Origin of the sequence: Paenibacillus sabuli (assembly GCF_014705605.1) — a bacterium.
Taxonomy (GTDB): Bacteria; Bacillota; Bacilli; order Paenibacillales; family Paenibacillaceae; genus Paenibacillus_D; species Paenibacillus_D sabuli.
In genome coordinates this window covers 41,488-62,162 of record NZ_JACXIZ010000007.1, presented here as the reverse complement: position 1 = coordinate 62,162, position 20,675 = coordinate 41,488, and the positions used below count along the sequence as shown (strand labels likewise).

Here is a 20,675-nt window from a genome sequence, read left to right as displayed (position 1 = left end):
GATAGGGACGAGGGGGGGGGGCTTCGCATGCAGCATAAGGAAGAGCGGGACTATGATCTGGTGGTGGCCGGCGGGGGATTGGCCGGGATCTGCTGTGCGATTGCGGCGGCCCGCCGCGGGGCGCGCACCGCGATCATTCAAGATCGGGCCGTGTTCGGCGGGAACTCGTCCAGCGAGATTCGCATTGTGCCGATCGGAAGCGCCTTGTACAGTTCCTGGATGATGGAGACGGGCCTGATTGCCGAGATGCTGCTGGAGGACCGGGCGACCAATCACGAGACGTTCAAGGACGGAGCGATCAACACGCTCTATGACTTGAATCTGCTTCACTTTTTGACACGCGAGCCGAGCCTTGACGTCTACGCCAATACGCGCATCTATGAGGTCGAATGTGATGAGCAGACCGGGACTGGAGAGCGTCGCATCGCTGCGCTCTCCGGCCTGCAGAGCGGCAGCGGCAAGCAATACCGGTTCCGAGCGCAGCAATTCGCAGACTGCACGGGGGACGGCGTATTGGCCCAGCTGGCGGGCGCCGCGTGGAAATACGGCCGCGACGGGCGCGACGACTATCAGGAAAGCCTTGCGCCAGTGCTGGCGGATGCGATGACGATGGGCAGCAGCATCACCTTCTACGCCAAGAATACCGGTGCGGAGCAGCCGTTCACAGCGCCTGCGTGGGCCAAGCGAATCGACAGTCAGGAGGAGGTCGGCGTGCTCCGGAGCTGCGGATCGATCGGCCAGGAGCGATTCTCGGGATTTTGGTGGCTGGAGCTGTCCAATCCGTTCCACGTCATTGACGACTTCGAGCAGATCAAGCATGAATTGACGCGCTTCGTACTGGGCTACTGGGATTATTTGAAAAATCGCAGTGTACACAAGGAGGCGCTTCGCACATTCGCCATCGATTGGATCGGTTCCTATCCGGGGAAGCGAGAGAGCCGAAGGGTGGTCGGCGACGTCGTCCTGTCTGAGCGACATGTCCTCAAGGATGCGCGGTGGCCGGATCGCATCGGGTGCTCCGGCATGTTCATCGATCTTCATATTAACGGCGGTATCCTGAACAAGCTGGAGCCGCCGGAGCTGTCCAATCTGGATAGTCATTACAAGAATTATACGATGATCGCGCCGTATTCTGTCCCGCTGCGCGCCATGTACAGCAAGGACATCGCCAATCTATGGCTGGGCGGGCGGAATATCAGCGTAAGCCGGGTAGCGCTGGGCGCGATTCGCAACCAGTGCATCCTGGCCTCGCTCGGCCAAGCGGTCGGAACCGGCGCAGCCTATGCCCTGCAGCATCGGCTCGCGCCGCGGCAGCTCGCCGAGCCGGGATCGGACCATCTGAGCCGGCTGCAGCAGCAGCTACTGCAGGATGACGTGCATATTCTCGGGCTCGCGCGCACGGGCAGCTTGACGTCGGGTTGCCGGGCGAGGGCCAGCAGCGAGCGGCCGCTCGATCTCGACCGGCCGGCGGCGGAGGAGCGCTGGGTCTGTCTGGACCAGGAGTGGGGGCAGGTGTTCCCGGTTACGCAGTCGTCCGTCGAGCGGCTGGCGTTCTTCGTCGCCAATTCGGGAGATCAGGAGGAGACCGTCACGGTGCGACTGGCCCGGCTGGAGCGGATCTGGGATCAGGATCACGGGGAGCTGGCGATTCAGACCCAGATCGTGATTCCAGCCCGCTACGAGGGCTGGGTGCAGGCGGATGTGCAACGGGAGGTGGCGGCCGGCTATCCGTACCGGGTATCGCTGGGCGGGACCGCCCATGTACGCTGGCGGCACGCGCAGGAGCAGGCGGTGGGCACGCTGTCGCAATATCGCGCCTTTCACCCTGCGGGCGGGCCGGAGGCGCGGAATCGGTCGCTGCCGTCGCTTCAGCCGGAGGAGCTCGTGATTCCCCCGATGGACAAGTGGGTCGAGCCGAAGCGCACGCGTCATTCCCTGTGCATGCACGTCACGCCGCAGTCCACGCCTTATGGGGCGGGCAACGTCATTAGCGGCGCTGTGCGTCCGTATGCCCTCCCGAACGTGTGGATGTCCGATCCAACTGCGGCGATGCCCCAATTCGTAGAGCTGCTCTTTCCGGAACGGACGCAGCTCAACGAGGTGACGATCTATTTCGATGTCGACTTGAATACGGAATACGCCGTTCGGCCCGGCCGGCACAAGAGCCCGGAATGCGTGAAGGCGTGGCGGCTCTTATGCCGGGAAGCGGAAGCGGACGAGTGGACGCTGCTCCACGAGGAGTACGCGAATTATCAGCGATTGCGCAAGGTACGCACACAGACCGTCACGGCTACGGCGCTTCGCCTGGAAGTGCTGGAGACCAACGGCGCTGCCTATGCCAGCGTGTATGGCATCGAGGCTTTTCTTCGCAGTTAGGCAAGGCGAAGCGGCGAGGCCGTTTACTAAGGGCGAGGCCGCTTCGTTCCGCGAAAGATAAGACCCGTATGAGCGGTCAGCTTATACATTCTTATCTTTCAAGGCGAAACGGCTGGCGCCGTCCTCTGGCGGCGTCAAAAGTTTCGTTCCGCGAAATTTAGACAAGCACATGCGAGATCAAGTGCTTTCTATAATTTCAAGGCGAAGCGGCGAGGCCGTTTACTAAGGGCGAGGCCGCTGGCGCAGCAGAATTGGGGAGCGCCATGAGAGGCAACAGCTGTAATGGACACCAGCGATGCTTAGCGCCTAAATCGGATGCGTGCTGAGCTCTAACGGACACCAGCGACGCTTAGCGGTCGTTTGCGTCACTTCCAAGGTCCAAATTGTGGAGACGGCTGAATCCAGAGAGGACGGTTATCACGTCACGTTTCGCGTCCGCTACCCGGAAGAATTGCTGAGTTGGATACTTGGATGGGGGGCGGATGTGGCCGTTACTGAACCGGAATCCTTCAAAAACCGAGTAAGCGAAGAAATCGAAAACATGATCAAACGCTACTGACATACTGTTGGCAATAAGGGGCTTGTATAATCAAGACATAACCAAACAGCCCCATACCCTAAGGAGGACATCACACGATGCCAGCAATTGGACCCGACTTCATTTCGCTTCAAGTGAGCAATCTGGAAAGCTCCGCCGCATTTTATGAAAACTTTCTTGGACTTGTCCGCTCTCAGGCAGGCCCCCCTCATGCTCTTTGAAACAAAGCCCATTGCCTTTGCTCTTCGCGACCTGATGCCGGGAGTAGAGCTCGGCCCGGGTGCTCAGCCTGGACTTGGCGTGTCTTGGCTGCATGCCCCCGACTCGCAAGACATCCACGACAAGCTCGTTGACGCAGGCGTCAAGATTGCATCCGTGCCACTAGACGGTCCATTCGTGCGCACCTTTACCTTTGCCGACCCGGACGGTTACCTGGGTACCCTTCACAGTAAAGCCTGATCCGCAAGCTCAAACGAAAAAGACTCCCCATACGGTAGACAGGACGATTAACCCCTGTTACGGTAGGGGGAGTTCGTCATCTTTTAACGCCAGATAATCCATATTAAAATCTTCACCCATGAAATTCATCACTCCAGAAAACCCGCTTAATTCCCAATCTCCATTTTGGTTTGGAGTAAAGATGTAATCTCTTGTCCAGTCTTTCAACTTCTCATCATCGCCCACATATTCTTCTGTAATGATTAATCGCGTCTCATTAAAAAACGCATTCTCGAAATCACGCTTCTCCACGACTGCACGGGTTATCGTAATTCCTTGATGAAAGACGGTCGGGTATAGAGTCGTTTGTACAGCTCGATCTGACCCGGCCTGTTCGTCCATATTATGGATAATGAAGATAGATAGAATATCGCGAGAATGACTTCCAAACGCCTGGGTCAGAGTCTTTTCCAATTCCTTATACTCGAGGTCGGACAGTTTTTCTCGCAATGCTAAATCCAGAATCAATTTTTCCTTCTTTTCAACCATTTCAACTGCTGTCTCCAGATCGAACGCGATGGTTTCTTCTCTTATGGGTTTTACTTGTTCCGATGATTGACAAGCCGATAGAAACAAAGTGGCCGCCATGACTAAAAATAAGTATGATAGTCTTAAGATGAGCTATCCCTCCTACATCGTGTAGGTATCTGTACTATTGTGCACGTACCTGTACTATCGTATATTTTACCAGTAATGTTAGCGGTTGTCGCTTTGTTCGAAGGAAGAAGCAACTGGATGCCATGCAGTGGCATCAAGAAAGCTGAAGAAACCAGAGGAGGCACGATCGCATGCGACAACTTGACGAAGGCATTGAATTCGCAGCCAGGGCCCACAAGGGCCAGCTCCGAAAGGGAACCGACACCCCGTATATCAGTCATCCGTATGGCGTCGCCATGATCCTGTTGCAGGCGGGCTGCAAGGAAGAGGTCGTGCTCGCAGGCCTGCTGCACGATACGCTGGAGGACACGGAGACGACGGAGGATGACCTGCTGCGCCGCTTCGGGTCGGAGGTGCTGCGGCTGGTGAAGGGGGCCTCGGAGCCGGACAAAGGCGCCTCCTGGGAGGATCGAAAGCAGCATACGCTGGACTTCCTGCGAAGCGCCGATCTCGACCTGCGCCTGCTCGCCTGCGCGGACAAGCTGCATAACCTGCGCTCGGTGAGGCGGGAGATGGAGACGCTGCAGGACCGGGTATGGGACCGCTTCAAGCGCGGCTACGACCAACAGAAGTGGTACTACACGGGACTGGTTGAAAGCCTCAAGTACGCCTCCCGCTTCCCGCTGCTGGAGCTGCTCGAGGCGGAGGTCGAGGCGGTATTCGGGAGTGGGTAGTATCGTACCATCTGCCATCCATCCGATACTCTCGCCCATGGCTTCTTGACCGGTCTCCCCCAATAATAGGACCAAGGCGCGCGCATATCCTGAGGGACAAGGGTACGTATGGAAGATGCGCCAAATTCAAATAAAATGTAAGCGAATACGCGAGAGGAGTGCGATGGCACCTATGAAAGTGGTCTTGATAGGCGGAGGGAGCTACACCTGGACGCCGACGCTGGCCGGAGACCTGATGCTGCGCGAGGGGCTGGCCGGCGGGCATCTGTCGCTGGTCGATCTCAACGCCGCGGCGGCAGAGCAAATGCGCCGGTACTGCGCATTGATGAACGAGCGGCTCGGCGCGGGCTGGACGGTGACGGCGGACAGTCTGACCGATGCGCTGCGCGGCGCCGATGTCGTCTGCGTCTCGATCTCGACGGGCGGCCTGCAGGCGATGCACGACGATTACCACATTCCCGAGAAGTACGGGATCTATCATACGGTGGGCGACACGGTCGGACCGGGCGGCATCGCCCGTACGCTGCGCAATGTCCCGGTGCTGGTCGATATCGCGCGGCAGATGGAGCGCCATTGTCCGGACGCCTGGATGGTCCACGTCACCAATCCGCTGTCGCAGCTGACCCGAGCGGTGGCCAGGAGGACCTCGATCCGCGTCGTCGGCCTGTGTCACAATTATGCCGGCACGATGGCCATGCTGGCCAAGTATCTCGATGCCCGGTACGAAGACATCGACGCGGTCAGCGTCGGCGTGAACCACTATACATGGCTCAAGGACATTACCTGTCAGGGCAAGCCGGTCGCGGATCGGTTGACGCTGGCGGGCTATGAGGCCTACCACCGCGACAAGCATATGGCGCTGGTGACCAATACGACCGACGATATCATCAAGGAAGCGCTGGAGATGAAGACGAACAAGGAGTACTACCTCAACTTCGCGCTGTACGAGCAGCTCGGCTACTTCCCGGTCGGCTCGTCCAATCATGTCGCCGAGAATCTGCCTTACTACTGCAACCATCCGGAGGCGATGCAGAAGTATCATATCCGCCGCAAGGGCGTGCTGCCGCGGCGGCAGGTGCTGATCGACGACCGCAAGCGCAGCGTCGAGCAGGTGCTCGCGGGCGAGCAGCCGCTGCCGGAGATGAAGCTGTCGCACGAGGGGCTCTCCGCGATCTGCGAGGCGCTTCAGACCGGCCGGGCGGAGCGGGTCATGGTGACGATGCCCAACGCCGGGCAGGTCGCCAATCTGCCGCTAGGCGCCGCGGTCGAGACGTGGGCGGTCGCCGGACGCGGCGGCGTGGACCCGGTCATGAGCGGCGACGTGCCGCTGGTGGCGTTCGGCTCGATGCTCTCCATCGTCGGCGAGCAGGAGCTGGCCGTGGAGGCCGCGCTCACCGGCAATCGCGAGGCGGTGTACCAGGCGATGCACATCTCGCCGCTCGTCCAGGACAAGGACCGCGCCCGCGAGCTGGCGGACGAGCTGCTGGAGGCGGGACGCGCGTATTTGCCGCAATTTTTTGCGGCGCAGCAGGCGTGAGGAGCGAGTAGCTGTCTACGACATTCATGGGTAGACAGAGCGCCGCAGAAGGCAACCGGATAGAACTGAATAGAACTGGATAGAAAAGCGAGGCCGGGCTGTTGCCCGGTCTTTTACATGGGAAAAAACCTTTGCTTGTCAGTTGTCACGTATAGCAAGGGAATTGGTCCAATTGCATCGCCAATGATCCGAGATACATGGCGCATGTGCCGGACGCCCCAGTTGTCTGGCGGCAGCTGTAATGGACATCAAGCGGCGCTTAGCGCATCAATGGGGCGCATGCGCGGCTCTCACGGACGCCACGGGCGCTTGGCGGTCGCATCAATAGTGATAAGTATTCTCAATTAGCTCGAAATCGAGTATAATCGGGAGCATGGCCCACACTGGAGATTGGGAGAGTGCCGTGAACAAGCGAATATTGATTATTGAAGATGAAATGCATATGGCGCGGTTCGTGGAGCTGGAGCTGCGGCACGCCGCCTTCGAGGCGGGGGTAGCGCTCGACGGAGAGACCGGGCTGCATATGGCGGCAGCGGGCGAATGGGACCTGATCCTGCTCGATCTGATGCTGCCGGGGCTGGACGGCCTCACCGTGTGCCGACGCCTGCGGAGGCTGAAGCGTGTGCCGATCATCATGCTGACGGCGCGCGACAGCGTGTCCGACCGCGTGAGAGGGCTGGACGAGGGCGCCGACGATTATTTGCCCAAGCCGTTCGCAATGGAGGAGCTGCTGGCGCGCATGCGCGTCATTTTCCGCCGTGGCGAGGAGTGGGACGATGCAGAGCGGGAACTCGTCCGCGGCGATCTGCACATGCGACTGGACAGCCGCAGCGTTCGCAAGGGAGGACGCGATATTGCGCTGACCCGCCGCGAATTCGAGCTGTTGGCGGCATTCATGCGGCACGGCAGCAGGGTCTGGACGCGGGAGGAGCTGCTGGATGCCGTATGGGGCGTAGAAGCGGTCGTCGATACCAATGTGGTCGATGTCTATGTACGCTATCTGCGCAACAAGCTGGATACGCCCGGCGAGCCGAGCCTGATCCGTACGCTGCGCGGCATCGGCTACGTGCTGCGGACATGAGGCGGGCAATGGCAGACATGCGGGACGGGGGCGCACAGCGCAGCGGCGGGTTGCCGATCAAGTGGAAGCTGACGCTGGGAGCGGCGGCGATCCTGCTGGCGCTGTTTGCGGTGTACACCTTTGTCCAGTACGTCTTTGTCGAACGGTACACGCTCGCGCAGGAGAAGGCGGCGATGCGCGGGCAGATGAACGAGGTGCTCAATGGTCTGCTGGAGAAGGAGCTGCGCTTCGAGGCGCGCGATGCCCCCGCGATCCGCACGCTGCTGCAGCGCTACAACGAACCGGGGCAACTGATCCGCCTCGTGGACAACGACAGCCGCGTCGTCGTTGCCGAGGTGAGTCGGCTGGAGCCGGAGGTGGCGCTGGAGCCGCGTCCGATCGCGCTGTCCGAGCTGGAGGTGGAGAGCGGCCAACTGCTCGTCATGCGCAGTCCGCTTACGATCTTCGACGATTCGGGTACGGTGGAGATCGTACGCCGGATGGAGGATTACGCTCATCTGAATGCGGCGATTCTCCATCTGACGCTCTGGTTCGGACTTGGAGCGGTGCTGCTCAGTGCGCTCGGCGGCCGGCTGCTGGCCTGGAGGCTGCTGGCGCCCCTGCAGGGGATGGCGGACACGATTCGCGATGTTGCGCGCAAGGGGCTGCGCGAGCGTATGCCGGTCGCTCGCCGCAACGACGAGCTGACCGCGCTGACGAAGCTGTTCAACGGCATGATGGACGAGGTCGAGCGCGGCTTCGTGCAGCAGCGTCAGTTCGTAGAGGATGCTTCGCATGAGCTGCGAACGCCGCTGGCGATTCTGAGCGGGCACCTGGGGCTGCTGCGGCGCTGGGGTCGGGAAGACCCGGAGATCCTGGAGGAGTCGCTGAGCATCGCTGTGGAGGAAGTCGCACGGCTGCAGCGGCTTGTAGACGAGCTGCTGCAGCTGGCGAGGGCCGAACAGGAGGCGGAGCGGCCCGAGGCGGCGCACACGCCACAGGCGAAGCGTGCGGCGGCGGCCGTGCTGCGACGCTTCGTCGCGGCGCATCCGCAGGCCGAGCCGGAGGCGGAGCTGGAGGCCTGGAGCGAGACGGAATTGGCCGTGGGCGAGGGGCATCTGGAGCAGATGCTGCTGATCGTGCTGGACAATGCCGTGAAGTATTCGCCCGGCACGCCGCAGATCGCCGTCCGCGCAGAGCGCGCTGAGCGCGGCGACGGGCTTGCCTGGCTGCATGTCGCCGACAGGGGCCTCGGCATACCGGCGGCGGACCTGCCTTATGTGTGGGATCGCTTCTACCGGGTGGACAAGGCGAGGAGCCGGCGATTAGGCGGCAATGGGCTGGGGTTGGCGATTGCCAGGAGGCTCGTCGAGAGCGCGGGCGGACGCGTGGCGATCACGAGCCGCGAGGGCATCGGGACGACAGTGTCGCTTGGCTTGCCCGTACGCACGGATCGCATGGCCGGGGATGATCCGGCGTCGGGCATGCGCAGGGCATGTCAAGCGGAGGCGGAGCGCGTGGGGCGACCGTCGCATCCAAGGAGGAGGAATGGGGAGCATGGGCAAGACTAGCTATACTTCTGCCGCGCTCGCACTGCTGCTGACCGCCATGCTGGCGGCAGGGTGCGCGGCAGGCGGCGGTGCGCCGAGCGACGCGCGGCAGCAGGTCGTGCATGTATTCAGCGCCAGACACTACGGTATTGACCGCGAGCTGTATGATGCGTTCGAACGGGAGAGCGGCCTGCGCGTCGTGGAGACGAAGGGGACGGCGGAGGAATTGATCGCCCGGCTGCGCGAGGAGGGAGCTGCGGCCGGGGCGGATCTGCTCATCGCCGTCGACGGCGGCGTACTCGTCGATGCCGGCGAGGCCGGGGTGCTGCAGCCGATCGACTCGCCGCTGCTCGAGCGCCAGGTGCCCGGGCGGCTGCGGGATGCGGATAGCGGCTGGATCGGATTGACGACGCGCGCCCGCATCATTGTCTATGCAGCCGATCGCGTGGAGGAGGGCGCGATTGCCGGATACGCCGACCTGGCCGATCCGCGATGGCGGGGCAAGGTGCTGGCTCGCTCGTCCACGAGTCTGTACAATGAGTCATTGCTCGCATCGTTCATTGCCGGGCAAGGCGCCGATCGCGCCGCCGCCTGGGCCGAGGGCGTGGCGAGCAATCTGGCGCGTCCGCCGGAGGGCGGAGACCGCTCGCAGGCGCTCGCCGTCTATCGCGGCGAGGGCGATGTCGCGATCATGAATACGTATTATCTGGGGCAGATGCTCGCATCCGGCGATTCCGAGGAAGCTCGGGCGGCGGCCCTGCTGGGCATCGTCTTTCCCGATCAGGACAGCGGCGGCACCCATGTGAATATCAGCGGGGCGGGGCTGGTGCGGGACGCGCCGAATGCGGAGGGCGCAATCCGGCTGCTGGAGTTCCTGACCGCGCCGGAGGCGCAGGCGCAACTGAGCGGCGGCAGTATGGAATACCCGGTGCATCCGGAGGCCGAGCTCCCGGAGCTGCTGGCGGAGTGGGGCGAATTCGATGCGCAGCCATTCGATGCCCGTGCGCTGAGCCGCTATCGCCAGCTGGCGGCGGAGCTGTTCGCGCGTGCGGATTGGCCCTAGCGGGAACCGCAACGCAATTGGCGGAGTTTTCATTTATTTTCACAGATGCCTCTCATCTTCGTAAGCTATAATGATCCAAGACGCCTGATTAATAATGATTATCATTGTCGGGAGGCTGCGAGGGCCCCGTAGCGCTACTCGGCAATGTGGCAAGGGCGGCAATTCATGCGCTTCGGTGCGGAGGACTTGAGGGGGATACGGTGAGAATGATGAGAATTAAGGGGATCGGATTGGCGGCAGCCATGGTGGTACTCGTGTTGCTGCTGGCCGCATGCGGCGGAGGCAACAATGCCAACGAGGGAGCCGACGGCGGATCGATCCCTGCGGCGAACGGACAAGCGGCGAACAGCGGCGGAGCGGACGAGGCAGAGGGACAAGAGACGAGCGCCGCGGACAACGAGGGACAAGCGGCGGACGACGGGCAGCTCGGCGGTGAGGTCAATGTGTACAGCGCCCGCCACTATGATGTCGACGCAGAATTATACGCGACCTTCACAGAGGAGACCGGTATTGAAGTCAATATTATAGAGGGAGCAGCGCCTGAGCTGATCGAACGTATTGCGCGCGAGGGCTCCAGTTCGCCAGCGGATCTGTTCATCACGGTGGACGGGGGCATCCTGAATACGGCCAAGACGCGCGAGCTGCTGCAGCCGATCCTGTCGGAGACGGTAGATGCCCAGGTACCGGCCGATCTGCGCGATACGGACGATCATTGGGTCGGCCTGTCTACCAGAGCCAGGGTCATTGTCTATGCCAAAGATCGCGTCGATCCGGCGGAGCTGTCTACCTACGAGGACCTGGCGACGGACAAGTGGCAGGGCCGCCTGCTCGTGCGCTCCTCGACGAATCTGTACAACCAGTCGTTGCTCGCATCGCTCATCGCATTGAACGGGGTAGAGGCGACTGAGCGGTGGGCGGCCGGTATCGCGGCCAATCTGGCTCGCGATCCCGAGGGCGGCGACCGCGATCAGGCCAAGGCGATCGTCGCCGGCGAGGGCGATGTCGCGATTATGAACACGTATTATGTCGGCCGGATGTCGGTGTCGGAGGACTCCGAGGAGGTCAAGGTTGCGGAGCAGGTAGGGGTCTTCTTCCCGAACCAGGAGACGACAGGTACACATCTCAATCTCAGCGGCGTCGGGCTGGTCAAGTATAGCCCGAACCAGGAGCAAGCGATTCGGCTGATCGAATTTTTGACCGCGCCGGCAGCGCAGGGGAGGTTCTCGGCGGCGAACTTTGAATTCCCGGTCAATTCGGATGCGGAGATGCCCGAGCTGTTGACCGGCTGGGGAGAGTTCGCTCACCAGGGTCTCGACTTCGCGGTCTACGGCGAGCACAATCCGACTGCGGTGGAGATTGCCAACAAGGTCGGCTGGAAGTAGAATCGGATGATGCGATTGCTGAAATGGCTGTCGCCGGCGGCCAGACACTCGGTTGGCTGGCTTGCGGCGAGCGTACTAGGGGGGGCGGCAGTGCTGCTGCCCCTTCTCTACGTGCTGATCGCTCTATTGCGTCCGCTACCCGAGCGCTGGGAGAGCGTACGGAATTATCTGCTGACGGATTACATTGCCGGAACGGTGCAATTGGTCGCTCTCACCACGCTGCCGGCGGTCTTGCTCGGTGTCGGGGTGGCTTGGCTCACGTCCGCCTATGCCTTCCCGCTGGCGCGTCTATTCCGCTGGGCGCTCGTGCTGCCGCTCGCGATTCCGCCCTACATCGGTGCCTTCACGTACAGCACGATGACGAGTTATACCGGTTTCATCCGCGCCGGTCTGCGCAACCACCTGGGTATTCAACTGCCGCCCGGGCTGATTGATGTGATGTCCTTGCGGGGAGCGGCGTTTACGCTGACGCTCTTTTTGTTTCCTTACGTTTTTTTGCTGACGAAGGCGTTCCTGCAACGACAGAGCGCGGCCTATATCGAGAATGCGAGACTGCTGGGCCATAGCGGCTGGCGGCTCTTGGCGAGAACGGTGCTGCCGCTGGGGCGGCCTGCAATCGCGGCCGGCGGGATGCTTGTCGTATTCGAGGTGCTCAGCGACTATGGCGTAGCAAGCTTTTTTGGCGTGCAGACGCTCTCCACGGCCATCTTTCAGACCTGGTTCGGCATGTATGACGTGGACGCCGCCATTCGGCTCGCAGCGTGGCTGTTGCTCATCGTAGTGGGGCTCATCGTCGCCGAGCGGGCGCTGCGCGCGCGCCGCAGGTATCATGCAGCATCCGGCGCGCGGCCACTGTCGCCGATGCGGCTGCGCGGCGCCGCCGCCTGGGGAGCGACTGCGCTGTGCGCGCTTGTGCTGACGGCCGGCTTCCTGCTGCCGTTCGGCCAGCTCGTATACTGGGCGGCGCGCAGCTACGCCAAGGTGTGGCGCGCCGACTTCGGAGAGCTGCTGCTGAATAGCCTGACCGGCGCGGCGCTCGCTACGCTGCCGATCCTGGCGCTCGCGCTGCTCATCGCTCGCAGCGTGCGTCTGCTCCCTGGCACAGCCGGCGCCCTGCTGTCGCGGTCGGCGGCATCGGGCTATGCAGTGCCCGGCGCCATCGTCGCGATCGGCGTGCTGGCTGTGTGCATCGGCCTCGACCGCTTGCTCGCGCCGTGGTATGCCCGGCTCGGCAGAGGCGAGGACGCACTTGTGATCAGCCTCTCGCTCGGCATGCTGCTCTTCGGCTATATGGTGCGCTTCCTGGCGATCGGGTACAATGCGCTGGAGTCTGGCTACACGCGCATTCCGCATGGCTATGCGGAGGCAGCCCGGACGCTCGGGCTCCGTCCGCTTGCGGCCTTCGTCCGCGTCGAGCTGCCTCTGCTGCGCGGCTCGCTGGTGACCGCGGCTGCGCTCGCCTTTATCGAGATCGTCAAGGAGCTGCCGCTGACGCTGCTGCTGCGCCCGTTCAATTTCACGACGCTTGCGACGCGCACGTATCAATATGCGATCGATGAGCGCATCTACGAGGCTGCGACACCGGCGGTGCTGCTGATCGCGGTCAGTCTGCTGTCCGTCCTGCTCGTGCTGCGGCTGGAGGAACGAAAGGAGCATACGAAATGAATCCCGTGACTGTGCAAAATCTGTCCTATCGTTACCCGGGGCAGTCGGCGCCTGTGCTGGAGAAGGTCTCCTTCACATTGGACGAGGGCGAAATTGCGGGCATCACCGGCCCGAGCGGCAGCGGCAAGAGCACGCTGCTGCGCCTGCTGGCGGGGCTGGAGGAGCCGGAGTGCGGCGTGATCCGAATCGGCGGGCAGATTGTGGCCGACGAGCGCCGCAGCGTGCCGCCCGAGCGGCGCGGCGTAGGCATGGTGTTCCAGGACTATGCGCTGTTCCCGCATCTGCGCGTTGCGGACAACATCGCCTTCGGCCTGCATCGGCGTCCGCGCCGCGAGCGGCGGGATCGGCTCGCGCAGATGCTTGAGCTGACACAAATGACCGCGCTAGCCGGGCGCTACCCGCATGAGCTGAGCGGCGGCCAGCAGCAGCGCGTCGCCTTGGCGCGGGCGCTCGCCCCGGCGCCGGCGCTGTTGCTGCTGGACGAGCCGTTCAGCAGCCTTGACGCGGAGCTGAAGGGCGGCCTGCGGGAGGAGCTCGGCCGACTGTTGCGGCAGGCGCGTATCACTTGTCTGCTCGTCTCCCACGACCGCAGCGACGTGCGGGCGATTTGCGGGCGCGAGCTCGCGCTCGGCGGCTCCGCGGGTGACGATGATGCGGCGGCGCGGAGGATCGTCGACTCAGTCCGAGTCTGCCGGGGCAAGGCGGGCGACGCCTCGCAGCAGGCAGGCCGCATAGCCGAATCGTCGCAATAGGCAGATCATCGCACATAGCCGGGCGTACAGCCCGGCTATTTGGCCTGCCTGCCGAGACGGATGCAGGCGCGCATATCTGTCTGCGAGATGAACGCAGGCGCGCATCGGCATGTCGTCGCACTCCGTTACATCCTCTCAACAGATCAGAAGATCGCCACATTGTCCGCCCTGGCAATCCCCATTACAATAATCTCATGACGCCGCGCTCCGTGCCGCCCTGCCGGTACAGCTCGGCGATCGAGAAGCCAGGCAAGGAGACGAAAGCGCATGCATGCAACCAAAGCCGCCGCAGCGACCGCCAGCAGGTCCCGGCAGCGCAGCCCGGGAAGCGCGGGCTGGCAATACTTCGTTCGTCATCACCCGTTTTACGTCATGCTCGTACCGGGTATCGTGTACTTCCTCGTCATGAAGTATATGCCGCTGCTCGGTACGGTGATCGCCTTTAAGGACTACAACATTTTCAAGGGCATTCTCGCCAGCGAGTGGGTCGGGCTGCAATGGTTCCACCAGCTCTTCACGTATCCCAAGTTCCTGCGCCTGCTGGAGAATACGCTGCTCATCAGCTTATATCAGATCGTATTCGCTTTTCCTGCGCCGATCGTCCTCGCGCTGTTGATGAACGAGCTGCGCATGATGACGGTCAAGCGCATCGTACAGACGCTCGTCTATCTGCCTCACTTCCTGTCCTGGACGATCGTGGCCGGGCTCGTCTACATGCTGCTGTCCACGCAGACCGGGCTGCTGAACGGACTCTACGTCAGCTGGACCGGCAACGCCCCGATCGAGCTGCTGCAGAGCGCCGACTCCATCCGCACGATTATCGTGTCCTCGGGAATATGGAAGGAGGTAGGCTGGGGCACGATCATCTTCCTCGCCGCCCTGACCGGGATCGACCCGAGCCTGTACGAAGCGGCGCGCATCGACGGCGCGGGACGCTGGCGGCAGTTCCTCAGTGTGACGCTGCCCGGTCTGCTGCCGGCGATCATGGTGCTGTTGCTGCTCAAGCTGGGCAATGTGATGGACCTGGGCTTCGAACAGATCTATCCGTTCATCAATCCGCTCAACGCGGAGAAGGGCGATGTGTTCGACACCTACACCTATGTGGCGGGGATCAAGGGCGGACAATACAGCTTCACGACGGCAGTCGGGCTGTTCAAGTCGGTGGTCGGCTTCCTCGTGCTCGTACTGGCCAACAAGGCCAGCAAGGCCGCGACCGGCGAAGGACTCTATTAGGTAGCAAGGAGGATGTGACGTGAAAATTCGCAAGAGCGCCGCGGAACGGCTGTTCGAAGGCTTCAACCTGATCTTCCTGCTCGCCGTGTGCGCCGTCATGCTGATCCCGGTGCTGCACGTGCTGGCCGGCTCGCTCAGCTCCAAAAACGCACTGACCCACAGCCGCGTCGGCATCTGGCCGGTGGAGTGGACAATCGAAAATTACGTGGTCGTGTTTCACAATCCGGTGTTCTGGCGCGCGTTCGGGGTGTCGGTCGTCATCGTGCTGCTCGGCACCGCTCTGAATATGCTGATGACGACGCTGACCGCCTATCCGCTCTCCAGGACGAATCTGAAAGGGCGCCGCGCCGTCATGCTGCTCATCATCTTCACGATGATCTTCAGCGCGCCGCTCATCCCGACCTTCCTGGTCGTCAAGGGGCTGGGTCTGCTCAATACGCTCTGGGCGCTAATCATTCCGACCGCGCTCAGCGCCTTCAATATGATCCTGTGCCTGACGTTCTTCCGGTCGCTGCCGGAGGAGCTGCTGGAGGCGGCGCGCGTCGACGGGATGAGCGAATACCGCATTCTGCTGCAGATTGTCCTGCCGTTGTCTGTGCCGATCCTGGTGACGCTGGTGCTGTTCTACGCGGTGAGCCACTGGAATAGCTACTACACCGCTATGCTGTATATATCGAATGCGCAGTTGAGGCCGCTGCAGCTCTACATGTACGCGATCGTCGCCCAGAGCTCGGCCGCCGACCTGCAGTCCGGCTCAGAGGGAGACATCCTCATGAGTCTCTCCCCGCAGGGGCTGCAGATGGCGACGATCATCGTGGCCACGGTTCCGGTCGTACTGATCTACCCGTTCGTGCAGCGATTTTTCATCCGGGGGGCGCTGCTCGGCTCGCTCAAGGGGTAAGTCGGCTTACCTAGCCTTCATTCATAAAATCAAAACAATTCCCAATCAGGAGGTCGAAGCATGACGCAAGCATGGAAAAAATGGGCCGGGTGCGCATTGACGCTCGGCATGGCGCTGGTCGTCGGCGCGTGCGCCGCAGAGAACGAGCCCGCCGGAGCAGCGAGAGAGGCGTCGGGGACAGAGGCGGGGCAATCGGAAGCGGGGGAGACGCAATTCCGCATGTTCGCCTCCGACTTCAACAATTCGTACCCGGCTACGGCGGCAAAGGATTATCCCGAGATTCAATATATGGCGGAGCAGACCGGCATTACCGTGGATCTCGTGCTGATCCCGCACGGTCAGTATCATGATCAGTTGCGCATCAAGTTCGCGTCCAACGACATTCCCGATGTGTATCAGAGCTGGAGCATCGCCGACTCCGAACCGGTACAGAACGGGCTTGCGCTGGAGCTGAACGAGCTGCTTGACGAGTACGGTCCCAATCTGAAGGCCCGCATTCCCCAGTCGTCGTGGGATGCGGTGACGATCAACGGCAAGATCATGGCGATCCCGGCGCCGCCCAATGCCAATGCGCCCGCCGAGCGGATCCTGTATGTGCGCAAGGACTGGATGGAGAAGCTCGGCCTGGAGGCGCCGACGACCTCGGATGAGTTGCTGGAGGTGCTGCGCGCCTTCAAGAACGGCGATCCGAACGGCAACGGCGAGGCCGACGAGATTGCGTTCTCCGGACGGGAGAAGATCTCATGGATGGACAATATATTCGGCATGTGGGGCATCAATCCCAACGCGTATGCGCAGCATGAGGGGCAGATCGTACCGGGGTTCATTCATCCGAATACGAAACAGGCGCTCGCCTTCCTGCACACGATGTACGACGAGGGGCTGCTAGACTCCGAGTTCATGACCAACACCGGAACGATCTGGAAGCAGAAGATTCTATCCGGCAAGGTCGGTATGTTCAATCACAATCAGACGCTGGGCGGCTCCTGGTTCCGCGACCTGCGGGACGCCTTGCCCGAGGAGGAGGTCGAGCTGATGGCCATTCCGACTCCGCAGGGCACGGGCTACGACGGGCCGGTCGGCCGCGTCGAGCAGCCGCTCGGCAAGGTATTCATCCTGTTCAAGCAGAGCGCCAACGCCGCGGCTGTCATCAAGCTCTACGACTGGCTGGTCACGGACGAGGGTAATTTTTTCGCAGCCTACGGCTTCGAGGGCCAGGCGCTGACCCGGGAAGGGGATCAGCTCTTCTACGAGATCGGCAAGGAGAAGGACTATCAGTCGGCCTGGCGCAAGCCGATCTTCGATATTATCGACCTGGAGCAGGTAGATGGACAAATAACGACGGACGAAGTGCTCCAGGCGCACAGTCGCCAGGGCATCGAGGTGTCGCTGCAGGAGGGCATACCGAATCCGGTAGCCGCGATGCCGGTGCCCCCGACGCTCGTCTCGCAGAGCGACCTGGGCTGGGAGGGCTCGCTCTTCCAGGAAGCCGCCGCCAAGATCATCGTCGGCGACGAGCCGCTGGAGCACTACGACGAATTCGTCGCCACCTGGATGAGACAGGGCGGCGACAAGGTCATCCGGGAGGCCACCGACTGGTACGAGGCGAATGTCCAGTCCGACGGCGCCTGAGCGCGCGGGGCGGGCCGCGGTCGGGCAGTTTCGGGGAGGAGGGAAGGGACCGCGGGTCCCTTCCCTCCTGCTTGTGCTCCCGAGGGATGTCGCCAGAGCGGCGCGCAGCCGGTACAATAGAGCTACTATACCAATCCGAATGGCGTGAGGGACATGAAGAACATCGTCGCGCGCATGGGCAGCTCCATGACATGGAGGCTCATCATTTTATTTTCCTCCATCATCGTATTTATCGTAGTGGCCGTGGCCGCGGTTTCCTTTTTCGAGTCTTCGAAAAGCATCAAGCAGGACGCCGAACGCTTCAGCACGCAAATTCTGAAGGAAGCCAATCTGAATTTGGGTCGCTACTTTCGCGATTACGAACAGTTCTTTTCCATTATCGCGGCCAGCGAGACCTTTAGACAGTGGCTGCAGGCGGAGCGGGTATCCAGCCAGGGCCTGGCATTTACCAATCTGAAGGACAATCTGCTCCGTCCGTTCGCCGTCATGCATCCGGAGTTCCTGTCGCTCACACTGCTCGACGAGGGCGGCCGGGAGACCTTCTACTCGGCGGAGAGCGGGCCGGCGCTGCGCTACGATTATCGGCTGCGGGAGGAGCCATGGCTGCCGGAGCGCGGCAATGCCAGTCTGCTGGAGATGCGGGTCGCCAAAAGCCGCGACTACCTCGGCGCGAAGAACCGTCCGCTCGAGCTCACTGTACTGACGATCGTCAAAAAATACACGTTCTCCGCCTCCTCGCAGGGCTACATCAAGATGGATCTGGCACTGGCGCCGATCGAGGCCATTCTCTCCGAGCTGCTGATCGAGGCGAGCGGCCACGGCATGATCGTGGACCGGGAGGGGCGGATCATGGCCCATACCCAGCCGGAACAGGCGACGCAGTTCGTGCCGGATGAGCTGAGCGGGCGGCTGCAGGATAGCCACGGTTCCTTCTATCTGCCCGCCTCCGACCAACTGATCACATACCGCAGCATCGACAAGACCGCATGGCGTATCGTCTCCAGCCTGCCCTATCGCGAGCTGACGCGGAGTGTGTACAAGGTCAAAGACATGACGGTCGCGATTACCGCGATCGGGCTCGTCGTCTCTGCCGTGCTCGTCATTGTCGTCTCCGCTTCGAGCACACGCAGGCTGAAGCGGCTGCGCGAGGCGATGATCGGTACGAATCTGGGCAACCTGGAGGTGCGCATGCCGGTCGAGGGTCGGGACGAGGTGGCCGATCTGGGTCGGGTCTTCAACAAAATGCTGGACAATCTGCATCTCTCGCTGGAGGAGCTGGAGCGCACCCGCAGCGCCGAGCAGACGGCAGTATTGCGAGCGCTCCAATCGCAGATTCATTCGCACTTCCTGTACAATGCGCTGGAATCGATCAAGTCCATGGCTTATATAGCTGATCAAGGCGATATTGTACGCACGACGCTGGCGCTCTCGGATATGCTGCGCTACATCTCCAGCTATCGGGACGCCGAGGTGCCGCTCGAGCGGGAGGTCCAGTACATAGGCGACTATCTGCACATTATGCAGACCCAATACGGCGACGAGCTGACATACACGGCCGAGATCGAACCCGGACTGGAGCAGGTCGGCTGCCTCAAGGCCATCATTCAGCCGCTGGTGGAGAACAGTATACGGCACGGCCTGGAGCAGACGGGAGAGCCGCTGCATATCGAGCTGCGCATATCTCGTCTGTCTGAATCCTGTGTGCAGATTCGCGTCGCGGACAACGGTCCGGGCTTCGCGACGGAGCGGCTGCGCGAGCTGGAGGAGCGGCTGCGGCGCAGCGATAGCCGAGAGCAGTACAGGGGGCTGTCCAGTATCGGAATGCTTAATGTCCATTACCGGCTGCGCATCTATTACGGCGACGAGCGAGCCGGTATGACATTGCGCAATCGTGCCGGCGGCGGCGCGCAGGTCGAGCTGACGCTGCCGCTCACACGATTCGCGGAAGGGAGGGAGCAGGATGTATCGCATACTCATCGTCGACAACTCGCCGATCATTCGCAGCGGTCTGACCAAGATGACCGAGCGGCTCTCGGATGAAGCGCTGGTGTCCGGCACGGTGGCCAACGGCGTGCAGGCGCTGGACTGGCTCGCCGATCGCTATGCCGATCTGTGCATGACCGATATTCGCATGCCGGTGATGGACGGCCTGGCATTGATTGGCGAGATCAATCGGCGCTATCCGGGGATGCCGAGCATCATCGTATCCAGCTATGATGAATTCAGCTACGCCAAGCAAGGCATGGCGCTCGGCGCGGTCGATTACCTGCTGAAGCCGGTCAAGCCCGAGGATCTGGGGCGGGTGCTGGACAAGACGCTGACGCACATCCGGCACAGCCGGCAGCATGCCGCCAAGGAGCTGCTGCTGCAGCATCTGATCGCGCACAAGCCGCTGATGGACCGCTGGGTCGAGCAGATTCGCTACAACCAATTCGAGTCGATGCCGCTGCTCGTCGTCGATACCCTGGAGCTGCTGGAGCAGTGGGTCGAATCGAGCTACCACTTGCTCCATCCATTGGCGATGGAATGGCTCCGGCTCGTCGCAGGGGAGCTGCGCGAGTCTCGCGCCCCGCTCGAATTGCCCGAGGGCGACGATCTCGGGCTGGGCGAGCGCGTCATCGCGCGGGACAAGGTGCGCGCATACTTCCGGCTCGGCTGCGTCAGGCGGCTGGAGGACGGAGCCGGGCACTTGTTCGCGGCGCTGCAGGGCAAGCGCGACAATCAGACGCGCTCGATGATGTCGCGCATCAAGGACTACCTGCACGCGCGCCATGCGGAGAAGAGTCTGAATCTGCAGCAGGTCGCCGATCACGTCGGCTTCAGCAAAAATTACATGTCTCATCTCTTCAAGCAGGAGACCGGCACGACCGTATGGAGCTATCTCGTCGGGATTCGGATGCAGAGCGCCCGGGACATGCTGCTGCATAGCAATTTGAAGCTCTATGAAATTGCCGATCGGCTAGGGTATGAAGACGCCGTCTATTTCTCGCGACTGTTCAAGGAGCATTACGGGATGACGCCGATTGAATTGAAAAAACGGATGGAAATGTAAGCGAGGCTGCGAGGTTCGTAGCATGCTCACAGGAGATCGTAGAAATGCCCCATCGCAGACGGTGCGCAGGGCTTCTATAATGAACCTGCAGCGCACTTGCAGCGA

Annotated in this window: 17 protein-coding genes; 16 read left to right on the top strand and 1 reads right to left on the bottom strand. The window is 61.8% G+C overall.

Annotated elements, in window-relative coordinates; genetic code table 11:
• The first annotated feature begins 27 nt into the window (after positions 1-27).
• From IDH44_RS02115 to IDH44_RS02105, 3 genes are all read left to right on the top strand, one after another.
• Positions 28-2,376, top strand: coding sequence for an FAD-dependent oxidoreductase (locus IDH44_RS02115; RefSeq protein WP_190914212.1), 2,349 nt, complete (start codon positions 28-30; stop codon positions 2,374-2,376).
• A 319-nt stretch (positions 2,377-2,695) separates the two neighbouring features.
• Positions 2,696-2,935 carry a WCX domain-containing protein gene (locus IDH44_RS02110; RefSeq protein ID WP_397326732.1) on the top strand — a complete coding sequence of 80 codons (240 nt, stop codon included), beginning with the start codon at positions 2,696-2,698 and terminating at the stop codon, positions 2,933-2,935.
• Between the two features lie 189 nt (positions 2,936-3,124).
• Positions 3,125-3,373, top strand: coding sequence for a VOC family protein (locus tag IDH44_RS02105; protein ID WP_223869299.1), 249 nt, complete (start codon positions 3,125-3,127; stop codon positions 3,371-3,373).
• A 57-nt stretch (positions 3,374-3,430) separates the two neighbouring features.
• On the opposite strand, the gene IDH44_RS02100 is transcribed toward IDH44_RS02105, so the two are convergent.
• A complete protein-coding gene (locus IDH44_RS02100) occupies positions 3,431-3,901 on the bottom strand; it encodes a hypothetical protein (RefSeq protein WP_223869298.1) in 471 nt (156 codons plus the stop codon).
• A 299-nt stretch (positions 3,902-4,200) separates the two neighbouring features.
• Between IDH44_RS02100 and IDH44_RS02095 the strand changes: the two genes are divergently transcribed.
• The 13 genes from IDH44_RS02095 to IDH44_RS02035 all read left to right on the top strand — a co-directional run bounded on the left by IDH44_RS02095 (position 4,201) and on the right by IDH44_RS02035 (position 20,570).
• Entirely contained in the window at positions 4,201-4,743 is a 543-nt protein-coding gene (locus IDH44_RS02095) for an HD domain-containing protein (protein WP_190914209.1), read from the top strand.
• A gap of 172 nt (positions 4,744-4,915) precedes the next feature.
• Entirely contained in the window at positions 4,916-6,280 is a 1,365-nt protein-coding gene (locus IDH44_RS02090) for a family 4 glycosyl hydrolase (protein WP_190914207.1), read from the top strand.
• Between the two features lie 436 nt (positions 6,281-6,716).
• Positions 6,717-7,361 carry a response regulator transcription factor gene (locus IDH44_RS02085; protein WP_397326735.1) on the top strand — a complete coding sequence of 215 codons (645 nt, stop codon included), beginning with the start codon at positions 6,717-6,719 and terminating at the stop codon, positions 7,359-7,361.
• Positions 7,362-7,369: 8 nt separating this feature from the next.
• Positions 7,370-8,911 (top strand): sensor histidine kinase, encoded by a 1,542-nt coding sequence (locus tag IDH44_RS02080; RefSeq protein ID WP_190914205.1) that lies wholly within the window; start codon positions 7,370-7,372, stop codon positions 8,909-8,911.
• The gene (locus IDH44_RS02075; protein ID WP_190914203.1) at positions 8,898-9,953 is read left to right on the top strand and encodes an extracellular solute-binding protein; all 1,056 of its coding nucleotides are present in this window, start codon (positions 8,898-8,900) and stop codon (positions 9,951-9,953) included. Before IDH44_RS02080 ends, IDH44_RS02075 begins: the two co-directional genes overlap by 14 nt.
• A gap of 206 nt (positions 9,954-10,159) precedes the next feature.
• Positions 10,160-11,335: a Fe(3+) ABC transporter substrate-binding protein gene (locus IDH44_RS02070; protein ID WP_190914202.1), complete on the top strand. Its 1,176-nt coding sequence runs from the start codon at positions 10,160-10,162 to the stop codon at positions 11,333-11,335.
• A gap of 6 nt (positions 11,336-11,341) precedes the next feature.
• Positions 11,342-13,000, top strand: a complete 1,659-nt coding sequence (locus IDH44_RS02065; protein WP_223869297.1) for an ABC transporter permease — start codon at positions 11,342-11,344, stop codon at positions 12,998-13,000.
• Entirely contained in the window at positions 12,997-13,752 is a 756-nt protein-coding gene (locus tag IDH44_RS02060) for an ABC transporter ATP-binding protein (RefSeq protein ID WP_190914200.1), read from the top strand. Before IDH44_RS02065 ends, IDH44_RS02060 begins: the two co-directional genes overlap by 4 nt.
• Positions 13,753-14,019: 267 nt before the next feature.
• On the top strand, positions 14,020-14,985 hold the full coding sequence (locus IDH44_RS02055) for an ABC transporter permease (protein ID WP_223869296.1): 966 nt from the start codon (positions 14,020-14,022) through the stop codon (positions 14,983-14,985).
• A gap of 19 nt (positions 14,986-15,004) precedes the next feature.
• Complete coding sequence (locus IDH44_RS02050) at positions 15,005-15,886, top strand: carbohydrate ABC transporter permease (protein ID WP_317890091.1); 882 nt, start codon at positions 15,005-15,007, stop codon at positions 15,884-15,886.
• A gap of 60 nt (positions 15,887-15,946) precedes the next feature.
• Positions 15,947-17,518: an extracellular solute-binding protein gene (locus IDH44_RS02045; protein ID WP_190914199.1), complete on the top strand. Its 1,572-nt coding sequence runs from the start codon at positions 15,947-15,949 to the stop codon at positions 17,516-17,518.
• Positions 17,519-17,671: 153 nt separating this feature from the next.
• Positions 17,672-19,558: a cache domain-containing sensor histidine kinase gene (locus IDH44_RS02040; protein WP_190914197.1), complete on the top strand. Its 1,887-nt coding sequence runs from the start codon at positions 17,672-17,674 to the stop codon at positions 19,556-19,558.
• The gene (locus IDH44_RS02035) at positions 19,479-20,570 is read left to right on the top strand and encodes a response regulator (RefSeq protein ID WP_190914196.1); all 1,092 of its coding nucleotides are present in this window, start codon (positions 19,479-19,481) and stop codon (positions 20,568-20,570) included. The genes IDH44_RS02040 and IDH44_RS02035 overlap by 80 nt, the downstream gene beginning before the upstream one ends.
• Positions 20,571-20,675 lie beyond the last annotated feature (105 nt).